16 protein-coding genes are annotated in these 14370 nt (G+C 53.7%); 9 read left to right on the top strand and 7 right to left on the bottom strand.

What is annotated here, in order from left to right; translation table 11 throughout:
• Window positions 1-15: 15 nt before the first annotated feature.
• The 4 genes from hpaD to ACWHXD_RS18920 form a co-directional block, all read right to left on the bottom strand.
• On the bottom strand, window positions 16-873 hold the full coding sequence (gene hpaD, locus ACWHXD_RS18935) for a 3,4-dihydroxyphenylacetate 2,3-dioxygenase (RefSeq protein WP_014719073.1): 858 nt from the start codon (window positions 871-873) through the stop codon (window positions 16-18).
• A 139-nt stretch (window positions 874-1012) separates the two neighbouring features.
• The gene (gene hpaE / locus ACWHXD_RS18930; RefSeq protein ID WP_138763295.1) at window positions 1013-2473 is read right to left on the bottom strand and encodes a 5-carboxymethyl-2-hydroxymuconate semialdehyde dehydrogenase; all 1461 of its coding nucleotides are present in this window, start codon (window positions 2471-2473) and stop codon (window positions 1013-1015) included.
• Between the two features lie 5 nt (window positions 2474-2478).
• Window positions 2479-3249, bottom strand: a complete 771-nt coding sequence (locus tag ACWHXD_RS18925) for a fumarylacetoacetate hydrolase family protein (RefSeq protein WP_125970372.1) — start codon at window positions 3247-3249, stop codon at window positions 2479-2481.
• On the bottom strand, window positions 3246-3911 hold the full coding sequence (locus tag ACWHXD_RS18920; protein WP_138763294.1) for a fumarylacetoacetate hydrolase family protein: 666 nt from the start codon (window positions 3909-3911) through the stop codon (window positions 3246-3248). The genes ACWHXD_RS18925 and ACWHXD_RS18920 overlap by 4 nt, the downstream gene beginning before the upstream one ends.
• 128 nt (window positions 3912-4039) lie before the next feature.
• Between ACWHXD_RS18920 and hpaA the strand changes: the two genes are divergently transcribed.
• The 3 genes from hpaA (at window position 4040) to ACWHXD_RS18905 (ending at window position 7126) form a co-directional block, all read left to right on the top strand.
• Window positions 4040-4900 carry a 4-hydroxyphenylacetate catabolism regulatory protein HpaA gene (hpaA, locus tag ACWHXD_RS18915; RefSeq protein WP_098950896.1) on the top strand — a complete coding sequence of 287 codons (861 nt, stop codon included), beginning with the start codon at window positions 4040-4042 and terminating at the stop codon, window positions 4898-4900.
• A 204-nt stretch (window positions 4901-5104) separates the two neighbouring features.
• Window positions 5105-6235 carry a type III secretion protein gene (locus ACWHXD_RS18910; protein ID WP_192901672.1) on the top strand — a complete coding sequence of 377 codons (1131 nt, stop codon included), beginning with the start codon at window positions 5105-5107 and terminating at the stop codon, window positions 6233-6235.
• A 36-nt stretch (window positions 6236-6271) separates the two neighbouring features.
• Window positions 6272-7126, top strand: a complete 855-nt coding sequence (locus tag ACWHXD_RS18905) for a hypothetical protein (RefSeq protein ID WP_238344591.1) — start codon at window positions 6272-6274, stop codon at window positions 7124-7126.
• Here the strand turns inward: ACWHXD_RS18905 and ACWHXD_RS18900 are convergent.
• The 3 genes from ACWHXD_RS18900 to ACWHXD_RS18890 form a co-directional block, all read right to left on the bottom strand.
• Window positions 7123-7260 carry a hypothetical protein gene (locus tag ACWHXD_RS18900; RefSeq protein WP_192901671.1) on the bottom strand — a complete coding sequence of 46 codons (138 nt, stop codon included), beginning with the start codon at window positions 7258-7260 and terminating at the stop codon, window positions 7123-7125. The genes ACWHXD_RS18905 and ACWHXD_RS18900 overlap by 4 nt on opposite strands.
• 190 nt (window positions 7261-7450) lie before the next feature.
• Window positions 7451-8245 carry a helix-turn-helix transcriptional regulator gene (locus ACWHXD_RS18895; protein WP_032896393.1) on the bottom strand — a complete coding sequence of 265 codons (795 nt, stop codon included), beginning with the start codon at window positions 8243-8245 and terminating at the stop codon, window positions 7451-7453.
• Window positions 8246-8856: 611 nt separating this feature from the next.
• Entirely contained in the window at window positions 8857-9195 is a 339-nt protein-coding gene (locus ACWHXD_RS18890) for a DUF6124 family protein (RefSeq protein WP_238344590.1), read from the bottom strand.
• Window positions 9196-9667: 472 nt separating this feature from the next.
• Here ACWHXD_RS18890 and ACWHXD_RS18885 point away from each other — a divergent pair, with 472 nt between their 5' ends.
• The 6 genes from ACWHXD_RS18885 to ACWHXD_RS18860 all read left to right on the top strand — a co-directional run bounded on the left by ACWHXD_RS18885 (window position 9668) and on the right by ACWHXD_RS18860 (window position 14216).
• Window positions 9668-9811 (top strand): hypothetical protein, encoded by a 144-nt coding sequence (locus ACWHXD_RS18885; RefSeq protein WP_192901670.1) that lies wholly within the window; start codon window positions 9668-9670, stop codon window positions 9809-9811.
• 90 nt (window positions 9812-9901) lie between these two features.
• Window positions 9902-10759 carry an McbB family protein gene (locus ACWHXD_RS18880; protein WP_138763292.1) on the top strand — a complete coding sequence of 286 codons (858 nt, stop codon included), beginning with the start codon at window positions 9902-9904 and terminating at the stop codon, window positions 10757-10759.
• Window positions 10756-11565 (top strand): SagB/ThcOx family dehydrogenase, encoded by an 810-nt coding sequence (locus ACWHXD_RS18875; RefSeq protein WP_138763291.1) that lies wholly within the window; start codon window positions 10756-10758, stop codon window positions 11563-11565. Before ACWHXD_RS18880 ends, ACWHXD_RS18875 begins: the two co-directional genes overlap by 4 nt.
• A complete protein-coding gene (locus ACWHXD_RS18870) occupies window positions 11552-12751 on the top strand; it encodes a YcaO-like family protein (RefSeq protein WP_499084423.1) in 1200 nt (399 codons plus the stop codon). Before ACWHXD_RS18875 ends, ACWHXD_RS18870 begins: the two co-directional genes overlap by 14 nt.
• An 8-nt stretch (window positions 12752-12759) precedes the next feature.
• Window positions 12760-13503: an ABC transporter permease gene (locus ACWHXD_RS18865; protein WP_138763289.1), complete on the top strand. Its 744-nt coding sequence runs from the start codon at window positions 12760-12762 to the stop codon at window positions 13501-13503.
• Window positions 13503-14216 (top strand): AAA family ATPase, encoded by a 714-nt coding sequence (locus ACWHXD_RS18860; protein WP_078468121.1) that lies wholly within the window; start codon window positions 13503-13505, stop codon window positions 14214-14216. Before ACWHXD_RS18865 ends, ACWHXD_RS18860 begins: the two co-directional genes overlap by 1 nt.
• Window positions 14217-14370: the final 154 nt, after the last annotated feature.

Below are 14370 nucleotides of genomic sequence, written 5' to 3'. Positions count from 1 at the left end.
GGGGCTCTCCCAGGTTTAAAGCGGGAAAATCGCGTTGATCTGGCCGGTGCCCGAACTGCCGAACGGCGGCGTGATGATCTCGGCTGGCTTGGCATAATCCGGCCCACCCAGCAGGCCCAGGAGCATGGCGGTGTCGTGCATCTTGCCTTCGCCAAAACAGTGTTCGGCGTAGTCGGGTAGCATGGCGCAGAACTCCTTGAAGCGGCCTTGCTTCCACATTTGCACGACATGCAGGTCCACCTGCTTGTCGAATTCGCGGGTCCAGTTGTGGATATTCGCCTCAGCCTCGCGGTCGTCCGAGAACCGATGGGACAGCGAGCCGGAAGCGAGCACCAGCACCTTGCGGTCGCTCTTTTCGATCGCGCGGCGCACGGCGGCGCCGAAGGCGAAGCTGTCCTCCAGGCGATGCCAGGCGCACCAGGCGGCGATGGAAATCACCTTGAATTTCTCTGCGTCGGGTACGCCCATGTGCATGTAGCGCATGGGCACCAGGGTGCCGTATTCCAGCTCCAGGCTCGGGATGTTATGGGCCATGCTGCGCACGCCGGCCAGGTTGGCTTCGGCGGCGATCAGCTCGCCCAGTTCGGGGCAGCCGGGGTAGGCGTAGTCCATGTTCTTGATGAAGTGCGGCAGCTCGTTGCTGGTGTAGGTGCCCTGGAACTGTTCACCGCAATTGACGTGATAACCGCTGTTGACCAGCCAGTGCACGTCGAACACCACCGCAGTGTCGGCCCCCAGTTCGCGGGCACGCCGGCCGATTTCCTTGTGCCCGGCAATCGCCGCTTCGCGACAGCCGTGATGCTTGCCGGGCAGTTCCGACAGGTACATCGACGGTACGTGGCAGATCTTCGCTGCCAGAACCACTTCGCCCATGATGACTCTCCTGAATATTATTCTTTTGTAGGAGCGAGCTCGCTCGCGAAAAACGTCAACGATAACGCAGCGCTTCAATTAGCCAGCGGTGCCTGTGGGTGCTTCGCGAGCAAGCTCGCTCCTACAGGCAATGCGGGCTTCAGACGCCCCAGCGCGGAATATGATGACTGCCCATGGAAATACACACGTTCTTGATCTCAGCAAACACTTCAAAGCTGTACTGGCCACCTTCACGCCCGGTGCCCGAGCCTTTGACCCCGCCGAACGGCTGGCGCAAATCCCGCACGTTCTGGCTGTTGATAAATACCATGCCCGCTTCGATACCGCGCGCCAGGCGGTGGGCCTTGCCGATGTCCTGGGTCCAGATGTAGGAGGCCAGCCCGTATTCGGTGTCGTTGGCCAGTTGCAGGGCCTCGGCTTCATCCTTGAACGGAATCAGGCACACCACCGGCCCGAAGATTTCTTCCTGGGCGATGCGCATCCGGTTATTCACGTCGGCAAACACCGTCGGCTGGATAAACTGGCCGCGGCTCAAGTGCGCAGGCAAGTTCGCCGGGCGCTCCAGGCCACCGGCCAGCAGCGTGGCGCCTTCCTCCAGGCCGATCTTGATATAGCCGGTGACCTTGTCGTAATGGGCCTGGGTGATCATCGAGCCGACCTGGGTCTTGGGATCCTGAGGGTCGCCCACGATCAGGCGCTTGGCCCGCGCCGCGAACTCGGCGACAAACTGCGGGTAGACGCTTTCCTGGATAAAGATCCGACTGCCAGCGGTGCAACGCTCGCCGTTGAGGGAAAAGATCGTGAACAACGCAGCGTCGAGCGCGCGTTCCAGGTCGGCGTCTTCGAAAATCAGCACCGGCGACTTGCCGCCCAGTTCCATGGAGTACTTTTTCAGGCCGGCGGTCTGCATGATTTTCTTTCCGGTGGCGGTGCCGCCGGTAAAGGAAATCGCCCGCACGTCGGGGTGGCGCACCAGTGCATCGCCAGCGGTGGCGCCGTAGCCCTGGATCACATTGAGCACGCCGTTGGGGATTCCGGCTTCCACCGCCAGGCGTCCCAGTTCATTGGCGGTCAGCGGCGACAGCTCCGACATCTTCAACACCGCCGTATTGCCCAGCGCCAGGCAAGGCGCGGTCTTCCAGGTGGCGGTCATGAACGGCACGTTCCAGGGCGACACCAGCGCGCACACGCCTACCGGCTGGTACAGGGTGTAGTTGAGCATCTGGTCGTCCACCGGGTAGGTGTGGCCGTCCATGCGCGTGCAGACTTCCGCGAAGAAATCGAAGTTGTGCGAGGCACGCGGGATCAACACGTTCTTGGTCTGGTGGATCGGCAGGCCGGTGTCCAGGGTTTCCAGCTCGGCCAGGTGGGGCACGTTCTGTTCGATCAACTCGCCCAGTTTGCGCATCAAGCGTGCGCGCTCCTTGGCTGGCGTATTGGCCCACTTGGGAAACGCCGCCTTGGCCGCCGCCACGGCTTGCGCGACTTCTTCGGCGCCGCCGCTGGCCACTTCGCCGATGGCCTCGCCGGTGGCCGGGTTGTAGTTGATAAAGGTGACTTTGCTTTCGACCTCACGGCCGTTGATCCAGTGTTTGATCATGGTGCTCAAGCCTCTTTGCGCGCGGAGAAAAACTCCGTCTCACTGACAATACGGTTGACCAGGCGGCCCACGCCTTCGACTTCCACCACCACTTCATCCCCCGGCACCACATCGGCCAGGCCCTCGGGCGTGCCGGTGGCGATCATGTCGCCCGGTTGCAGAGTCATGAAGCTGGACAGGTATTCGATGAGGTAGGGGATATCGAAAATCATGTCTTTCGTGCTGCCTTCCTGGCGCAGTTCGCCGTTGATCCAGGTGCGCAGCTTAAGGTTGCCTGGGTCGGGCACATCGGCCACGTCGACGATCCATGGGCCGACCGGGGTGGTGGCGTCGCGGTTTTTCACGCGAAGGTTGGGGCGGTAGTAATTCTCGAGGTAGTCGCGGATCGCATAGTCGTTGCACACCGTGTAACCGGCCAGGTAGTCCAGGGCGTCGGCGCGCTTGACGTTGCGCGCGGTCTTGCCGATCACCGCCACCAGCTCGCACTCGTAGTGCATGTAGGCGACGTTGTCCGGGCGCCAGGTGACCTGGCGGTGGCCGGTGTAGGTGCCCACCGATTTGATAAAGGCCAGCGGTTCGGTCGGCGGCGTAAAGGCCAGTTCGGCGGCGTGGTCGGCGTAGTTCAAACCCAGGGCGAACATGTTGCCGGTGGCGGGTGGCAGCCATTGCACCTGGTGTTCGGCCAGCAACCGCCCATCCTCCAGGCGTACGCTGCAGTCGGCTTGCACCAGCACGTTGTGGGTTGCACCTTCAAAACGGATACGTGCGCGTTTCATGCCGATGCCTCCGCTGCAATGGTGTTGCTCAGGCGGCCAATGCCGGTGATGTCGACCTCGACCTGATCGCCTGGCTGTACATCCACGCGGCCTTCCGGGGTGCCGGTGATCAGCACATCGCCGGGGTACAGGGTCATGAACTCGCTGATCTCGGCGATCAATTGCGGGATGTCCCGTACCCAGTCAGCGGTGGAGCTTTCTTGGCGCAGCTCGCCATTGACGAACAGCTTGAGGCTCAGTTGGTTGGGGTTGTCGACTTGATCCCGCGCAATCACCTGCGGGCCCAGGGCGCAAAACCCATCGCGGCATTTGGCTTTGACGGCGGGGCGGTAGTAGCTGTCTTCCGGCAGGCTGAATTCATTCACCACCACATACCCGGCCACATGGGCCATGGCGTTCTCCAGGCTGACACGGCTGGCGCGCTGGCCGATCACCACGCCCAGCGCCGGGCCCGGTTGCAGGCGCTCGCCCGCAGGCTGCAGCACGACGCCGCCATGGGCATTGCGGGTGTTGGGCGTCTTGATAAACAACACCGGCTTGGTCGGCGGCTTCTGGTAGGGCGCCTGTTGGAAGGCGGCGAGATGCTGGTCCAGCAGGCCCTGGTAGTTCAGCGCAACGCCGAACAGGGTGCCGCTGGCAACATCATGCAGGGTACGGCTCATGCGTTTCTCCTGGCGGTGACGACGGCTGCATAGGCAGTTCGTTAAGTTGTTAACGTTATAATTAATATGTTAACTACCGTCAAGCGTGGCACACTGCGTTGGCCTCAAAACAACAAGAAGTGAACCCCGTGAAGCCGATCCCCAACATCAACATCGGGCAGGTCTACGACCAGCGCTACAGCGACGCCGAGGTGCATTACGACAAGCTCGGCAACCTGGCGGGTTTTTTCGGGCGCAACATGGCGGTGCATCGCCATGACCGGTTTTTCCAGGTGCATTACGTCAAGAGTGGCGCGGTGCGGGTTTATCTGGATGACCGCCAGTACGTTGAATCGGGGCCGATGTTTTTTCTCACGCCGCCTACGGTGGCTCACGCTTTTGTCACCGAAGCGGATGCCGATGGGCATGTGTTGACGGTGCGCCAGCAGTTGGTGTGGAGTTTGATCGACGCCGACCCCAGCCTTGCCTCCGGTGCGGCCTGCGTGGCCTTGACCGGGGATGCAGAGGGGCTGGAGCAACTCTTCGAGGCGCTGTGCAGTGAGATCAACGCTGAACGGGCAGGGCGCGCCGCCGCCCTCGACAGCCTCACAAGGCTGATCATGATCCGCCTGCTGCGCCTGTGCGCCCACGCCCAGCCGGCACGCCCGACAGCCCATGAAGACCTGCGCATCTTCCATCGTTTCAATGAGCTGATCGAAGCCCACTACCTGGAACATTGGCCGTTGGCGCGTTATGCCGAAAGTATTGGCGTGACCCAGGCGCGGCTCAATGAAGTGTGCCGGCGCATTGCCGACCTGCCCTCCAAGCGCCTGATCCTTGAGCGGCTGATGCAGGAGGCCAAGCGCCTGCTGTTGTTTACCGGCAGTTCGGCAAATGAAATCTGCTACCAACTGGGGTTCAAGGACCCGGCGTATTTCAGCCGGTTTTTCTTGCGGTATGCGCAGATGACGCCGGGGGAGTATCGGGTACGGCAGGCGGGGATGCGCTGATAAGGGATCGGACAAAAAATGCAACGTTGAGGAATTGGCTGATAGTGGTCCGTTGAACGAGAAGGATGGTGTTACCTGTCGAGCCGGAACTTTTCTGACCGTCTGGCCACGCAAGAGTACTTGTTCAGTGCAGGGTTAGGCAGTGGGCAAGTAGTGCTAGACAGTCCGCGATTATTCTCCTTCGATCATATGAGACTCCCTTCAATGCTCACGCACACTCAGCCTGCTTATTCTCCTGCGCACTCAACGTTTACACCGCCGGATAAAACTCTTGAGCCGGCAGTTACCCGTCAACTCAATCACGTTGGCAAGTTAGCGGCACATCCTCCGATTGGCCAAAGCGCTAACTCGCACCGTGATGCAGAACTGAGAGAGCTGTTGAAGTTGCTGGGCACGTTAGTCGTGGCACTTAAAACATGGATGAGCAAGGACGCTGAGACTGCAAAACCACAACCGCCCATGACGGCTCGTCCAACCCCTTCTGTGAGTTCGCCGCATCGGCCACTGGTTAATACCTTGCCTGTGCCGAACACCGTGTCCACCACCAAAAATGAATGGAAAGAACAATTGGCACCGTTCATGAACAGGCCGAACCTGGCCAGTACCCGCAACGCGTTTGATACCGAACTTATTGAGATGTTCTCAGATAAAAACCATGAGCCAATCACTGCGTTTATGTCTGAAAAAACCAAAGGTCAAAAGCCTGACGATCTGCGCAATGGATTGCGTGCCACGTATGAGAACTTCCCTTACTTGGGCACCCGGGGGCGAGAGGAGCACGTAGCCGCGATCAAGGTTGCCATGGCCACGTTCGGGCAAAGTCCGGCCGGGATTTTCAAGCACGTCGTCAAACACGGTGACCACTATGACGTGACGATGCGAGACGGCTTCAAGCTGACAATCACCGTTGAAGAACTTGAACTGGCGGCCAAGGCGGCAAAGTTCAGTGGCGGCGATGAAGGCATGGTCAAGGACGCACAATTTCTGTTTGCTGTGATGAGCAAGCGTCAATACCTGGAGCTTGAGCACGACAGCGCGACGGACCCCTTCATGAGCCTGTACGGCAAAGACAGTGCGTACCACGCCCATCGCACTTATCCCGGTGTGCTGTCGGGGGCCGGAGGCGGTATCGACGGTGACACGGCGCTGTCCTATCTGGGGCTTGAAGAACATTTGCAGGTCATCGATGCCCGTGCATTGGGCACGCAGGTCGGTGTGCCGTTGGACAAGGGCGCAAGAAACAAGAACGGCGTGATTATTGAGGGCGTGATGGAGGGGCAGTTATATAACACGCCGGTTTCACCGTCATTGAAGGTGGTCACGCTTCGCGGGTGATTTAAAGTGTTTAGTGAATAATAGGGGTTATTCAACATGTTAGTGTCTTCTGTTAACACTGCTGCTTTTGGTCATGCCAGGGCAAACGATGCCGTCATTTCTCCACATGTTTTGCCCTCCGCCAACGCATCTGCCCCAACTGGAACTTCTGAACAACTCAGTCGCCTGGTCGGCGAATTGGAGCGCTTGTTGGCGCTGTTATCTGCGCGGTTAAAGCCCGACGTCGATTCAACAACTGTGCCTGCGCAGGTGCCCGATAACCGCACCATCAGACGTGACGAGTTCTTGAAAGGTACGCCTGCAAATACGGGCATCAAGCCCGGTGATATTTTCAAAGACTTTTACCAATTGGCCGAAGGTAATTGCGTGACGATATCCGCGATTAAAGCCGCGATGATGAGGTTCGGCCATAACCCTTATGGTATTTACAAAACCATTGAAGACACCGATAGCGGCTATCGCATTGTCATGCGCGATGGGTTCAAGCTGCACATCACCCATGACGAACTGAAGCAGGCCAAGGCCGGCGCCAACTTCGGCACCGACCGGCCCAACGATGTTCTGGTCAATGCGCATTTCCTATATGCCGTCAGTGCCAAACGCGCCTACCTCGAAAATAACGACGGGGAGGCCAACAAGAGTTTTGCCGCCGCCATACGCAGCCTCAATGATGGCGAGTATCCGGGGCAGGCGTTGCGTCGCCTGGGCTTGAAAGACTTCGTGGCGCCCGCAACCCTCCAGGACTTCCTCAACGGCGCCATCGGCACGGTCAACAGCGGGTTTCATTCGATGGCCGCTGTGGGCGGCTTCGTGGACAGTTATGGGCACAAACAGCCGCTGGATAACCGCGACGCGAACCGTTACGCCGCGGCTGGGCTCAAGTTGCTCTAACGCGCAGCCGCCAGGTTTGGCCACTCACTCCACGCACCACCCAGCGCCGTATACAGATTCACCTCGGCGACCAACTGCGCCAGTCGGTCCACGATCAGTGCCTGTTTGCTGAGGCTGCGCACGCGGCCGAACAAATCCAGTTCCTAGGCGCTCAGCCCCAAGGTGGCGGAATAGTTGGAGGTGATCGCTGACTTGCCGGTGCCGGTCACGCTCCCTGGCACCTTCTGGCGGTTGCCGGCGCCGCTGGCCGCTGGTACTCGGGGATCAGCGAGCAACCGCCGAGCATCCAGGCCATGCCGAGGGGGCACAGCGTCTGTTTGTTCATCAGGCGCCCACCATCCATTTGGCCAGGCCATGCCGGCCGCTCACGCCCAGCTTGGCGGCGGCGCGCTTGAGGTAGGTCTCGATCGAGCTGTTTTTGACACTGAGTTTCTGTGCGATTTGCGGCACGGTGCCGCCAGTCAGCAGGCCAAGGCACACCTCCTGTTCCCGCGCCGAAAGGGTGATGTCGCTCAAAGACAAGCGCTTGTAGAACTCACGCTGCAACTGCGATTGTTCCAGCAGGGTATGGGCCGGCTCAGTCTCGGGGTGTGGCGCCTGGCGCAGACACTGGGCGTGCCGCTCCATCAACGGCAACAGCGTGTCCGACAGGCACTTGAGAAACGACAGCTCAGCCAGGGAAAACCCCTGCTGGGTCGGCGGGCGGTAGAACGAAATCACACAGCGTCGATTGCCTTGGCGTGATACCAGGTTGCACTGGTGCGAGGTGCCGCGCGGGTGCGCGCTGTTGGCCTTGGCGTTCATCTGGATCAGCAGCGGGTCTTGCATGTGCAGCATCTGCCGCAACAACGGGTGGTCGTTCAGCGCATGCAGGGTCTGGGGCACAGACAAATCCTTCTTCACCCCGGCGCTGCCCAGTAACTTGATGTCCAGCACGCGGTCGCGCAGTTCATCCAGGGTCCACTCGCTGAGGTCCACCAGGTGAATCGGTACCCACTTGCCCACCAGCTGCAACATGGTGGCGGCGAAATGTTCGTCGCCGCTGTTTGAAATCAACTCGCCCATTTCGGCGTAAAAATGCGGGCCGCAGGTGCCGCCAATACTTGGGGTCAGACTCATAGCCATCTCATCCTTGATGTCGAAAACCGTCAACGGTTGCCCAGGGCCTGTGCAGGGCGCTCCGTACTGCTTGAACGTAACTCGGCGTTCGAGATTTTATTTAGCCACAGGGATTTGTCCTACGTATGTAGCGGAAACGAGGGACACAAGCTGCCATAAAAACTGCGCCATTAAATCGACGTTTCTCGTGAATTAAGCCGGTTACGTACAGGCGTAAGTTATTTTTAGCTTTGGTTAACTTATTGATGTAAATGATGAATTTATAAAATAAAGAGGTTGCCCAGAGGCTCGGGATGGATCCGATGTAGCCAATCTCCTACAACGCTTTAATCGTTTCAGTCATGAACCTTCAGCCCAGGCCTATCCATCCATTTGAATATCCGGGTTTCGGGTGTCAGACAACAGCGGCTCACTTTTGAAAAGCCGGAATGCCGGCCCAGACAAAAGTAAGCAAAACGCTCATGCCACCACTCGGCACCTCGCTTAGGCTCGATGTGCCCGTAATCCGCCAGTGATTTGGGGGGGGCCTAAGATCAAAAGCAGATCAAGAGCGGCTCGCTTCGCATCGTGGTTACCGTCCATTGTTACAGCCCACAAAGTTGTGTAGATACCTATGCTGCGATGGCATCGACTCGGTTCGCCTGAACTACCAAGGTATTTGCATCAATACCACTGTAGGAGCGATCTACCGTCGTCTTGGCAATCTCCAACAAATGCCACACCGCCAGAATCTTCGCCCGCCCTGGGTTATCCAGCAGCTCGCCGCAATCGAGCGCCGTTGCCGGAGCGCTGTCGAGCAAGCTGGCGGTGTAGAGCAAGGCATCTTCAAAACTCAGGTCGTCGTTGACGTTGTGGAAACCCTGGCTGGGTAGGTAATGGTCGATGCCGCGGTTAAAGGCGGCACGGTCGTTTGCGGGATCGAGGGGTGGATTGGGTAGGACTTTATTCATGGTGTAGCTCCGCGCTGGATTAGGGGAAGACACCCGTCGCGACTAAACCAGGGACACGGCTTGCTGGCCTTTAAAGTTGTTTCAAGGCGCTAACTCGGCGGACCGCTTGTCGGATTTATTACCGTTTTTTTGAAGTTTCACGCCGCTTCCTACGTAGAACTCGCCAGAGAACGGTTGTTGGATTCCGAAGTTGGTAACTTCTAAGATGTTATTTTGTGAAGGAATAATTTGGTGTGTGAAAGTTGATTCATTGCCTCTTTTTTCTGACAATTATTGGTTTTCTGAATTTAATGAGTGAAATTTCCTAATCAGATGTAACTGAATTCCTACAAGGAAAAATTATTTTCGTTGCAAGTTTCTTCTTGTCTACTAAATTGTGAGTGTCACTTCAGTTTAGTGGCGATACACGACAATATGAGGAACTTGAAAATGAAAAAATCAGAATATGGCGAAGTTATCTGCGATTTCGACGATGACTATGGATTTAACCCGTATGCTGGCAATGCTGGCGCTTCAGGAAGTCAGGGGGGATGTGGTGGAAGTGGAGGGTGTGGAGGTGGCGGTGGATGTAATGGAGGAAGTGGTGGCTCCGGTGGATGTGGTCACAACTCGATAGAAGAACAATCACTTGCCAAAGAATAGGTTTATTTACCCACTTGACGGGGTTTCTTAGGCAGCGCCTGAAACCCCTACAGGGGATCACATAATGAATATAGCCATTCCCAACTATCAGATTCTAAATTTTGAAACGGAAAGTTTAGTAATATCCGATGCGGGTATCTCTAAGGTGCATTCACAACCGATCTTGAAGGCGTTGCGACAGATACAAATGTCTCGTGCGCTGACGAAGGATGAGTTGGATGAAATACTCGCCGATAATGGCTTGAATGCAGCCAGTGCATTTGAGTTTCTGGAGAAAATAATTCCGTTCACGGCGGCTAAGGAGCTTTATTTTGAAAAGACTATAGTTGTGCATTCGTGGGAAGGGGCTGCCGGGATTGAAGACTTATTTAGACAAGAGTTATCGGGTGTCGTAGAGTTTAAAGATTTTTCAAGCGATATAGTAAGTTCTGTTGCGGGGGTTAGATGTTTTATTGTGTTGTTATGCCATTCTTATGATTATGAGGGCCTGAAAGAAATACATTTTGACTTGGCAAAAATATCACCAGCTAGCGCTATTAGCGTTTGTTGGCCGATGGGCGGTTTTTTTTGCATCGGGCAACCTTATATCTCGGAGGTCGGAAACCCTTGTCATTTTTGTACCGTTGATAGACTTATTCATAATGAGTCAGTCAAGCGGGTGAAAAACAACTGGGCATCGGCATTGGCGTTTTGTAAAAATGAACATGTCAATGTGCCCTTTAAGAAGTTAAGTTTTTATCAAGAGTTGGTGGTGATTGGTGCAATTATTAGAAATGTGAAGTTTTTTACTGAAAACGGCGTATTGCGCAAGTATCATGATGATGTGTTGTGCTCCTCGTATGTGCAATTAAGTGACGGCAGAATATTTCAAGAGCCCAATTCCCACTGGTATATCTGCGATTGCCTGGAGGTAAGGAAGTGAAAAATATTCCGCATGACTATTATCTTAGATTTATAGACCCTGCCGTCTATGAGGCAGTGCTTGATTTTCATAGTAAAGGCAACTTCACATTTTATACAGCGTTTCAACATTGCACTGGCCTCCATACACTGGACGAAGAACATCTGAGCCAGTTAACCGGGAATGAGCTGGTGCTCTATCCTGATATGGGGCTAACGGTCAGCCTTGGATTGTCCGAGGAAGATAGGGCTGAATGTTTATACAGAAATGAATCATGCGAGAAGTTTTTGTCAGCGTCTCTGAACTTTGAAGTGCTTGAAAAGCTGGTGTCACCTCTTGTCTCTAGGAGTGTCGGAGCACACAAACGTGGGTATCCGAGTGCAGGAGCACTTTACCCTGTTGAGATCTTCATTTGTTCACTCGCTGAGAGTAATGCAGACTGGCCCATTAAAGAACGCATTTTGCACTTGCTTCCTAGTTCTAGGAGGTTTGAAGTAATGCAAGCGGATGTGGATTTTGAATATGTGAAGGCGGCTATAATGGGTTCGTCTGGAGAACAGCTTGGTTTTCCGAGTTTGGCTATTGTTTATTCAGTCTATATGCCTAAAAATATTTTCAAATATAGGTATCGTGGTTATCGCATGGCGCTTATGGAAGTGGGTTCTATTTATATGCTTGTGGAGGTTCAAGCAAAAAAAATAGGACTTGCCTGCCGCCCATGGTCTGCTTATACGGACTCCATGGTATGTAAGTTGCTGGGGGTTAACCCCGCTCTGTTTTTTCCTGTATGTATTCACTTAATAGGTAAGCAGCATGAAACTTGTTAATGCAATGCAGAAGCCGGATCTTCCTGGAGCATTATTGTTTCAACCTGCCGGACTGCTCTATTTACCAAATTCTGTAGAGGTGTCAGACGCTCTTTCAGTTAACGGGTCAGGGGTGGGCGGGGGCGCACGCTCTATCAAAACTGCCTTGGGAGAGTATTTTGAAAGGCGTCATTTTTATAGAGAGGTTTTGTCGATAAAGCGCGGCTTTCTTAGTGACTCGCTGACGAGAGCTGAAGTTGATAGTTTTGCCAGCGCTCTTACACAGACGGCTTCAAGGCTGATATCAATTGAAGAGGTTAAAAAACATCACTTCTCACTGACGCAAGTCATGAGAACTTCTGATTTTTCTGAGTGCTTAATTCCCACTATATGTATTTCTCTTTCTGCGCACGGCCTCGAAAAGGATAATTTTTTATATCCGCTGAGAGACACCTGTGGGTGCAGCTTTTACTGGAACGTAGATGTTGCGTTTTTAGGAGCTGTAAAAGAGTATCTTGAACGACAATTTCTACTGAGGTTTTGGCTGACTAAGCAATGCCAAGCACTTTTCTCGCTCGGTAAAGTTGAGTGTCTGTTACGAGGGAGGAATGTTAAATATTTATATGATGCGCTAATATTTTCCGGTGAGATTTCCATTTTCGATATTTCTGACAATCGTTTTCCTGGGGTTTGTGTGTTGGCGGTTTATGGCCAAAACGATGGTGATCGACATGTGAAGTATTGTGCGGGTATGTCCTATTCAGGTGATGTCGGCGAAGCGTTGGAAAAAGCGCTGCTTGAGCTGTGGCAAACTTATCGTTTTATGGATTTGTTTAAATCGATCGGGTCTGATGAGCGAAAAGTGGAGGATGACTATCTTCGCTATTTTATGACCTGTAATGAGTATGGTACCTATCGTGAAATAACCGATTATGTGGTTGCTGATGGTGACGATAGGGAGACTTCTTTGGAGTTTTCATTGGAGGTTTTTCTGTCGGTACTTAATGGTTTGGGTGTGTCGGGTTATTTTTATTCTCGGCGCGCCAGGATTAATGGGGTTAATTGCGTCTTTGCAAAGTATGTTTCACCTGATTTGTTTCTTCATATGAATAATTCAAGAAACATAAATCTGAAAAATAGTTATTCCAAAAATTTTGAATTCTTAATGTTTTCGTCTCGTCTGAATAGAATGGTACCGTTTCCATGAGGTGAGTTATGAATATTTACCCCTTATTTAAACCTTTCTTGCTGGCGAAGCTTTTTATCAAGGAACAGTTGAAGGAGCCGGTCGCCCTGTTGTGGGTCGTAATATCCCCTGTGGTAACCTTCTACTTGATTACTTACGTCGGGTACTCTGGCGGAGAATCTTTACGTGACTACGCATCTGCCACTTCATGGTTTTACGCTTTCATCTCTTCAAGCGTGGCACTTTTTGGTTTGGCGTTTTATATAGTGGGGCGAAGGGAGAGTGGTTTTTTGCGTTCTTTTGTGTATACAAAACGTACCAAGATCACCTTTCTCGCTGGGCAGTTTTTAGCGTACTCATTTATGTCGGTGATTTATTGCTCAGTGTTTTATGTGCTGACGCGGGGCTATTTTGGTTTGATGGCCCTGGAAGAGTGGTTGGTTATTGTTGGTCGTTTCTATATGTGTTTTTTGCTTTTTTCTACGCCATCCTTATTGTTGACGCTGGTGCCCATAGGCTTTCAAAATACTAATACTCTTTTCTCCATATTATCAGTCTCTATGTTGGCACTGGGTATCGGTAGCCTTAACACCTCGTATTCACTATTTAACGTAATCGGTCTTTTTAATCCGATGGGGTGGGCCAATCGCCTGATGTTGGTGGGGGTGACCGGGTCCGCTACGTTGGTAGCGTCGATTTTAGGAATGATCATTGTCACCGGGTGGTTTGTGTTCCGATTTTTACTCATCAACCCCGTTTGGAGTCGGTACTGATGAAACGGCTAATCGTGGATGCACTGGACGTTAGGTATGGTCAGCATATTTTATTCAAGAGTGCCTCATTGGAAGTCGAGGCTGGCACAATGACAGGTTTGTTGGGGCCTAATGGTTCCGGAAAAACTACGTTTTTTGACGTAATCTGTGGCCTGAAGAAATTGAATGGCGGTGAAGTGCAACATTCATTTTCCAAGCTACTTTACCTGTCACAGATCATCGCAACGCCTCCCGTATTTCGAATGTTCGATGTCTTTAACATGATGATGCTTTTTTGCTCCGATACGCGCGTTACCCAGCGGCACGCCTTGGAAAAAATTGGAAAGTGGAGCCCTGGTATCGCTGAACGCTATTGCGAAATCTGGAAGAAGAAATCATCCCTTTGCAGCTATGGCGAAAAGCGTTGGTTTTTCACCTTGTCGTTATTGTCCGTTAACGCAGACCTTGTGATTTTGGATGAGCCCACTGCGGGGGTTGACCCGGAATTTCGGTACCACATTTGGCGGTGTCTGGAGGGCGCGGCGGCGGAAGGTGTGGCGATACTCGTGTCGTCGCATAACATTGACGAGATCGTCACTCACTGCGATGACTTTTACATGCTAAGCCAACAACGCTTTAATCGGTTTTCCAATGCCGAGGGATTTTTGAGCAGGTACGGCGGCAGTACTTTGGATGAGGCATTTATTCACGCGGCGAGTCTGCCCAGAACTTGAGATGCTGGTAGCTGTGTCTGAACGCTTGCGGGATGGGAACGGGTTTCTCCGCGATATTGATTCGATTGATGCCCTGCGAACCCATGTGGGAACTGGCTTGCCCTCGATGGCATCGACTCGGTTCGCCTGAACTACCAAGGTATTTGCATCAATA

The organism is Pseudomonas fjordensis, from assembly GCF_976987115.1.
Note: the sequence above shows the minus strand (reverse complement) of the source record. Positions and strands in the feature narration are given on the sequence as shown.

Bases quoted from the DNA above. Each gene is read 5' to 3' on its own strand.
- ACWHXD_RS18890 (WP_238344590.1), bottom strand. From the start codon at position 9,195: ATGAATAAAGTCCTACCCAATCCACCCCTCGATCCCGCAAACGACCGT.
- ACWHXD_RS18865 (WP_138763289.1), top strand. From the start codon at position 12,760: ATGAATATTTACCCCTTATTTAAACCTTTCTTGCTGGCGAAGCTTTTT.
- ACWHXD_RS18880 (WP_138763292.1), top strand. From the start codon at position 9,902: ATGAATATAGCCATTCCCAACTATCAGATTCTAAATTTTGAAACGGAA.
- ACWHXD_RS18920 (WP_138763294.1), bottom strand. From the start codon at position 3,911: ATGAGCCGTACCCTGCATGATGTTGCCAGCGGCACCCTGTTCGGCGTT.
- ACWHXD_RS18870 (WP_499084423.1), top strand. From the start codon at position 11,552: ATGAAACTTGTTAATGCAATGCAGAAGCCGGATCTTCCTGGAGCATTA.
- hpaE (WP_138763295.1), bottom strand. From the start codon at position 2,473: ATGATCAAACACTGGATCAACGGCCGTGAGGTCGAAAGCAAAGTCACC.
- ACWHXD_RS18885 (WP_192901670.1), top strand. From the start codon at position 9,668: ATGACTATGGATTTAACCCGTATGCTGGCAATGCTGGCGCTTCAGGAA.
- ACWHXD_RS18925 (WP_125970372.1), bottom strand. From the start codon at position 3,249: ATGAAACGCGCACGTATCCGTTTTGAAGGTGCAACCCACAACGTGCTG.
- hpaD (WP_014719073.1), bottom strand. From the start codon at position 873: ATGGGCGAAGTGGTTCTGGCAGCGAAGATCTGCCACGTACCGTCGATG.
- ACWHXD_RS18895 (WP_032896393.1), bottom strand. From the start codon at position 8,245: ATGAGTCTGACCCCAAGTATTGGCGGCACCTGCGGCCCGCATTTTTAC.
- ACWHXD_RS18860 (WP_078468121.1), top strand. From the start codon at position 13,503: ATGAAACGGCTAATCGTGGATGCACTGGACGTTAGGTATGGTCAGCAT.
- ACWHXD_RS18905 (WP_238344591.1), top strand. From the start codon at position 6,272: ATGTTAGTGTCTTCTGTTAACACTGCTGCTTTTGGTCATGCCAGGGCA.
- ACWHXD_RS18910 (WP_192901672.1), top strand. From the start codon at position 5,105: ATGCTCACGCACACTCAGCCTGCTTATTCTCCTGCGCACTCAACGTTT.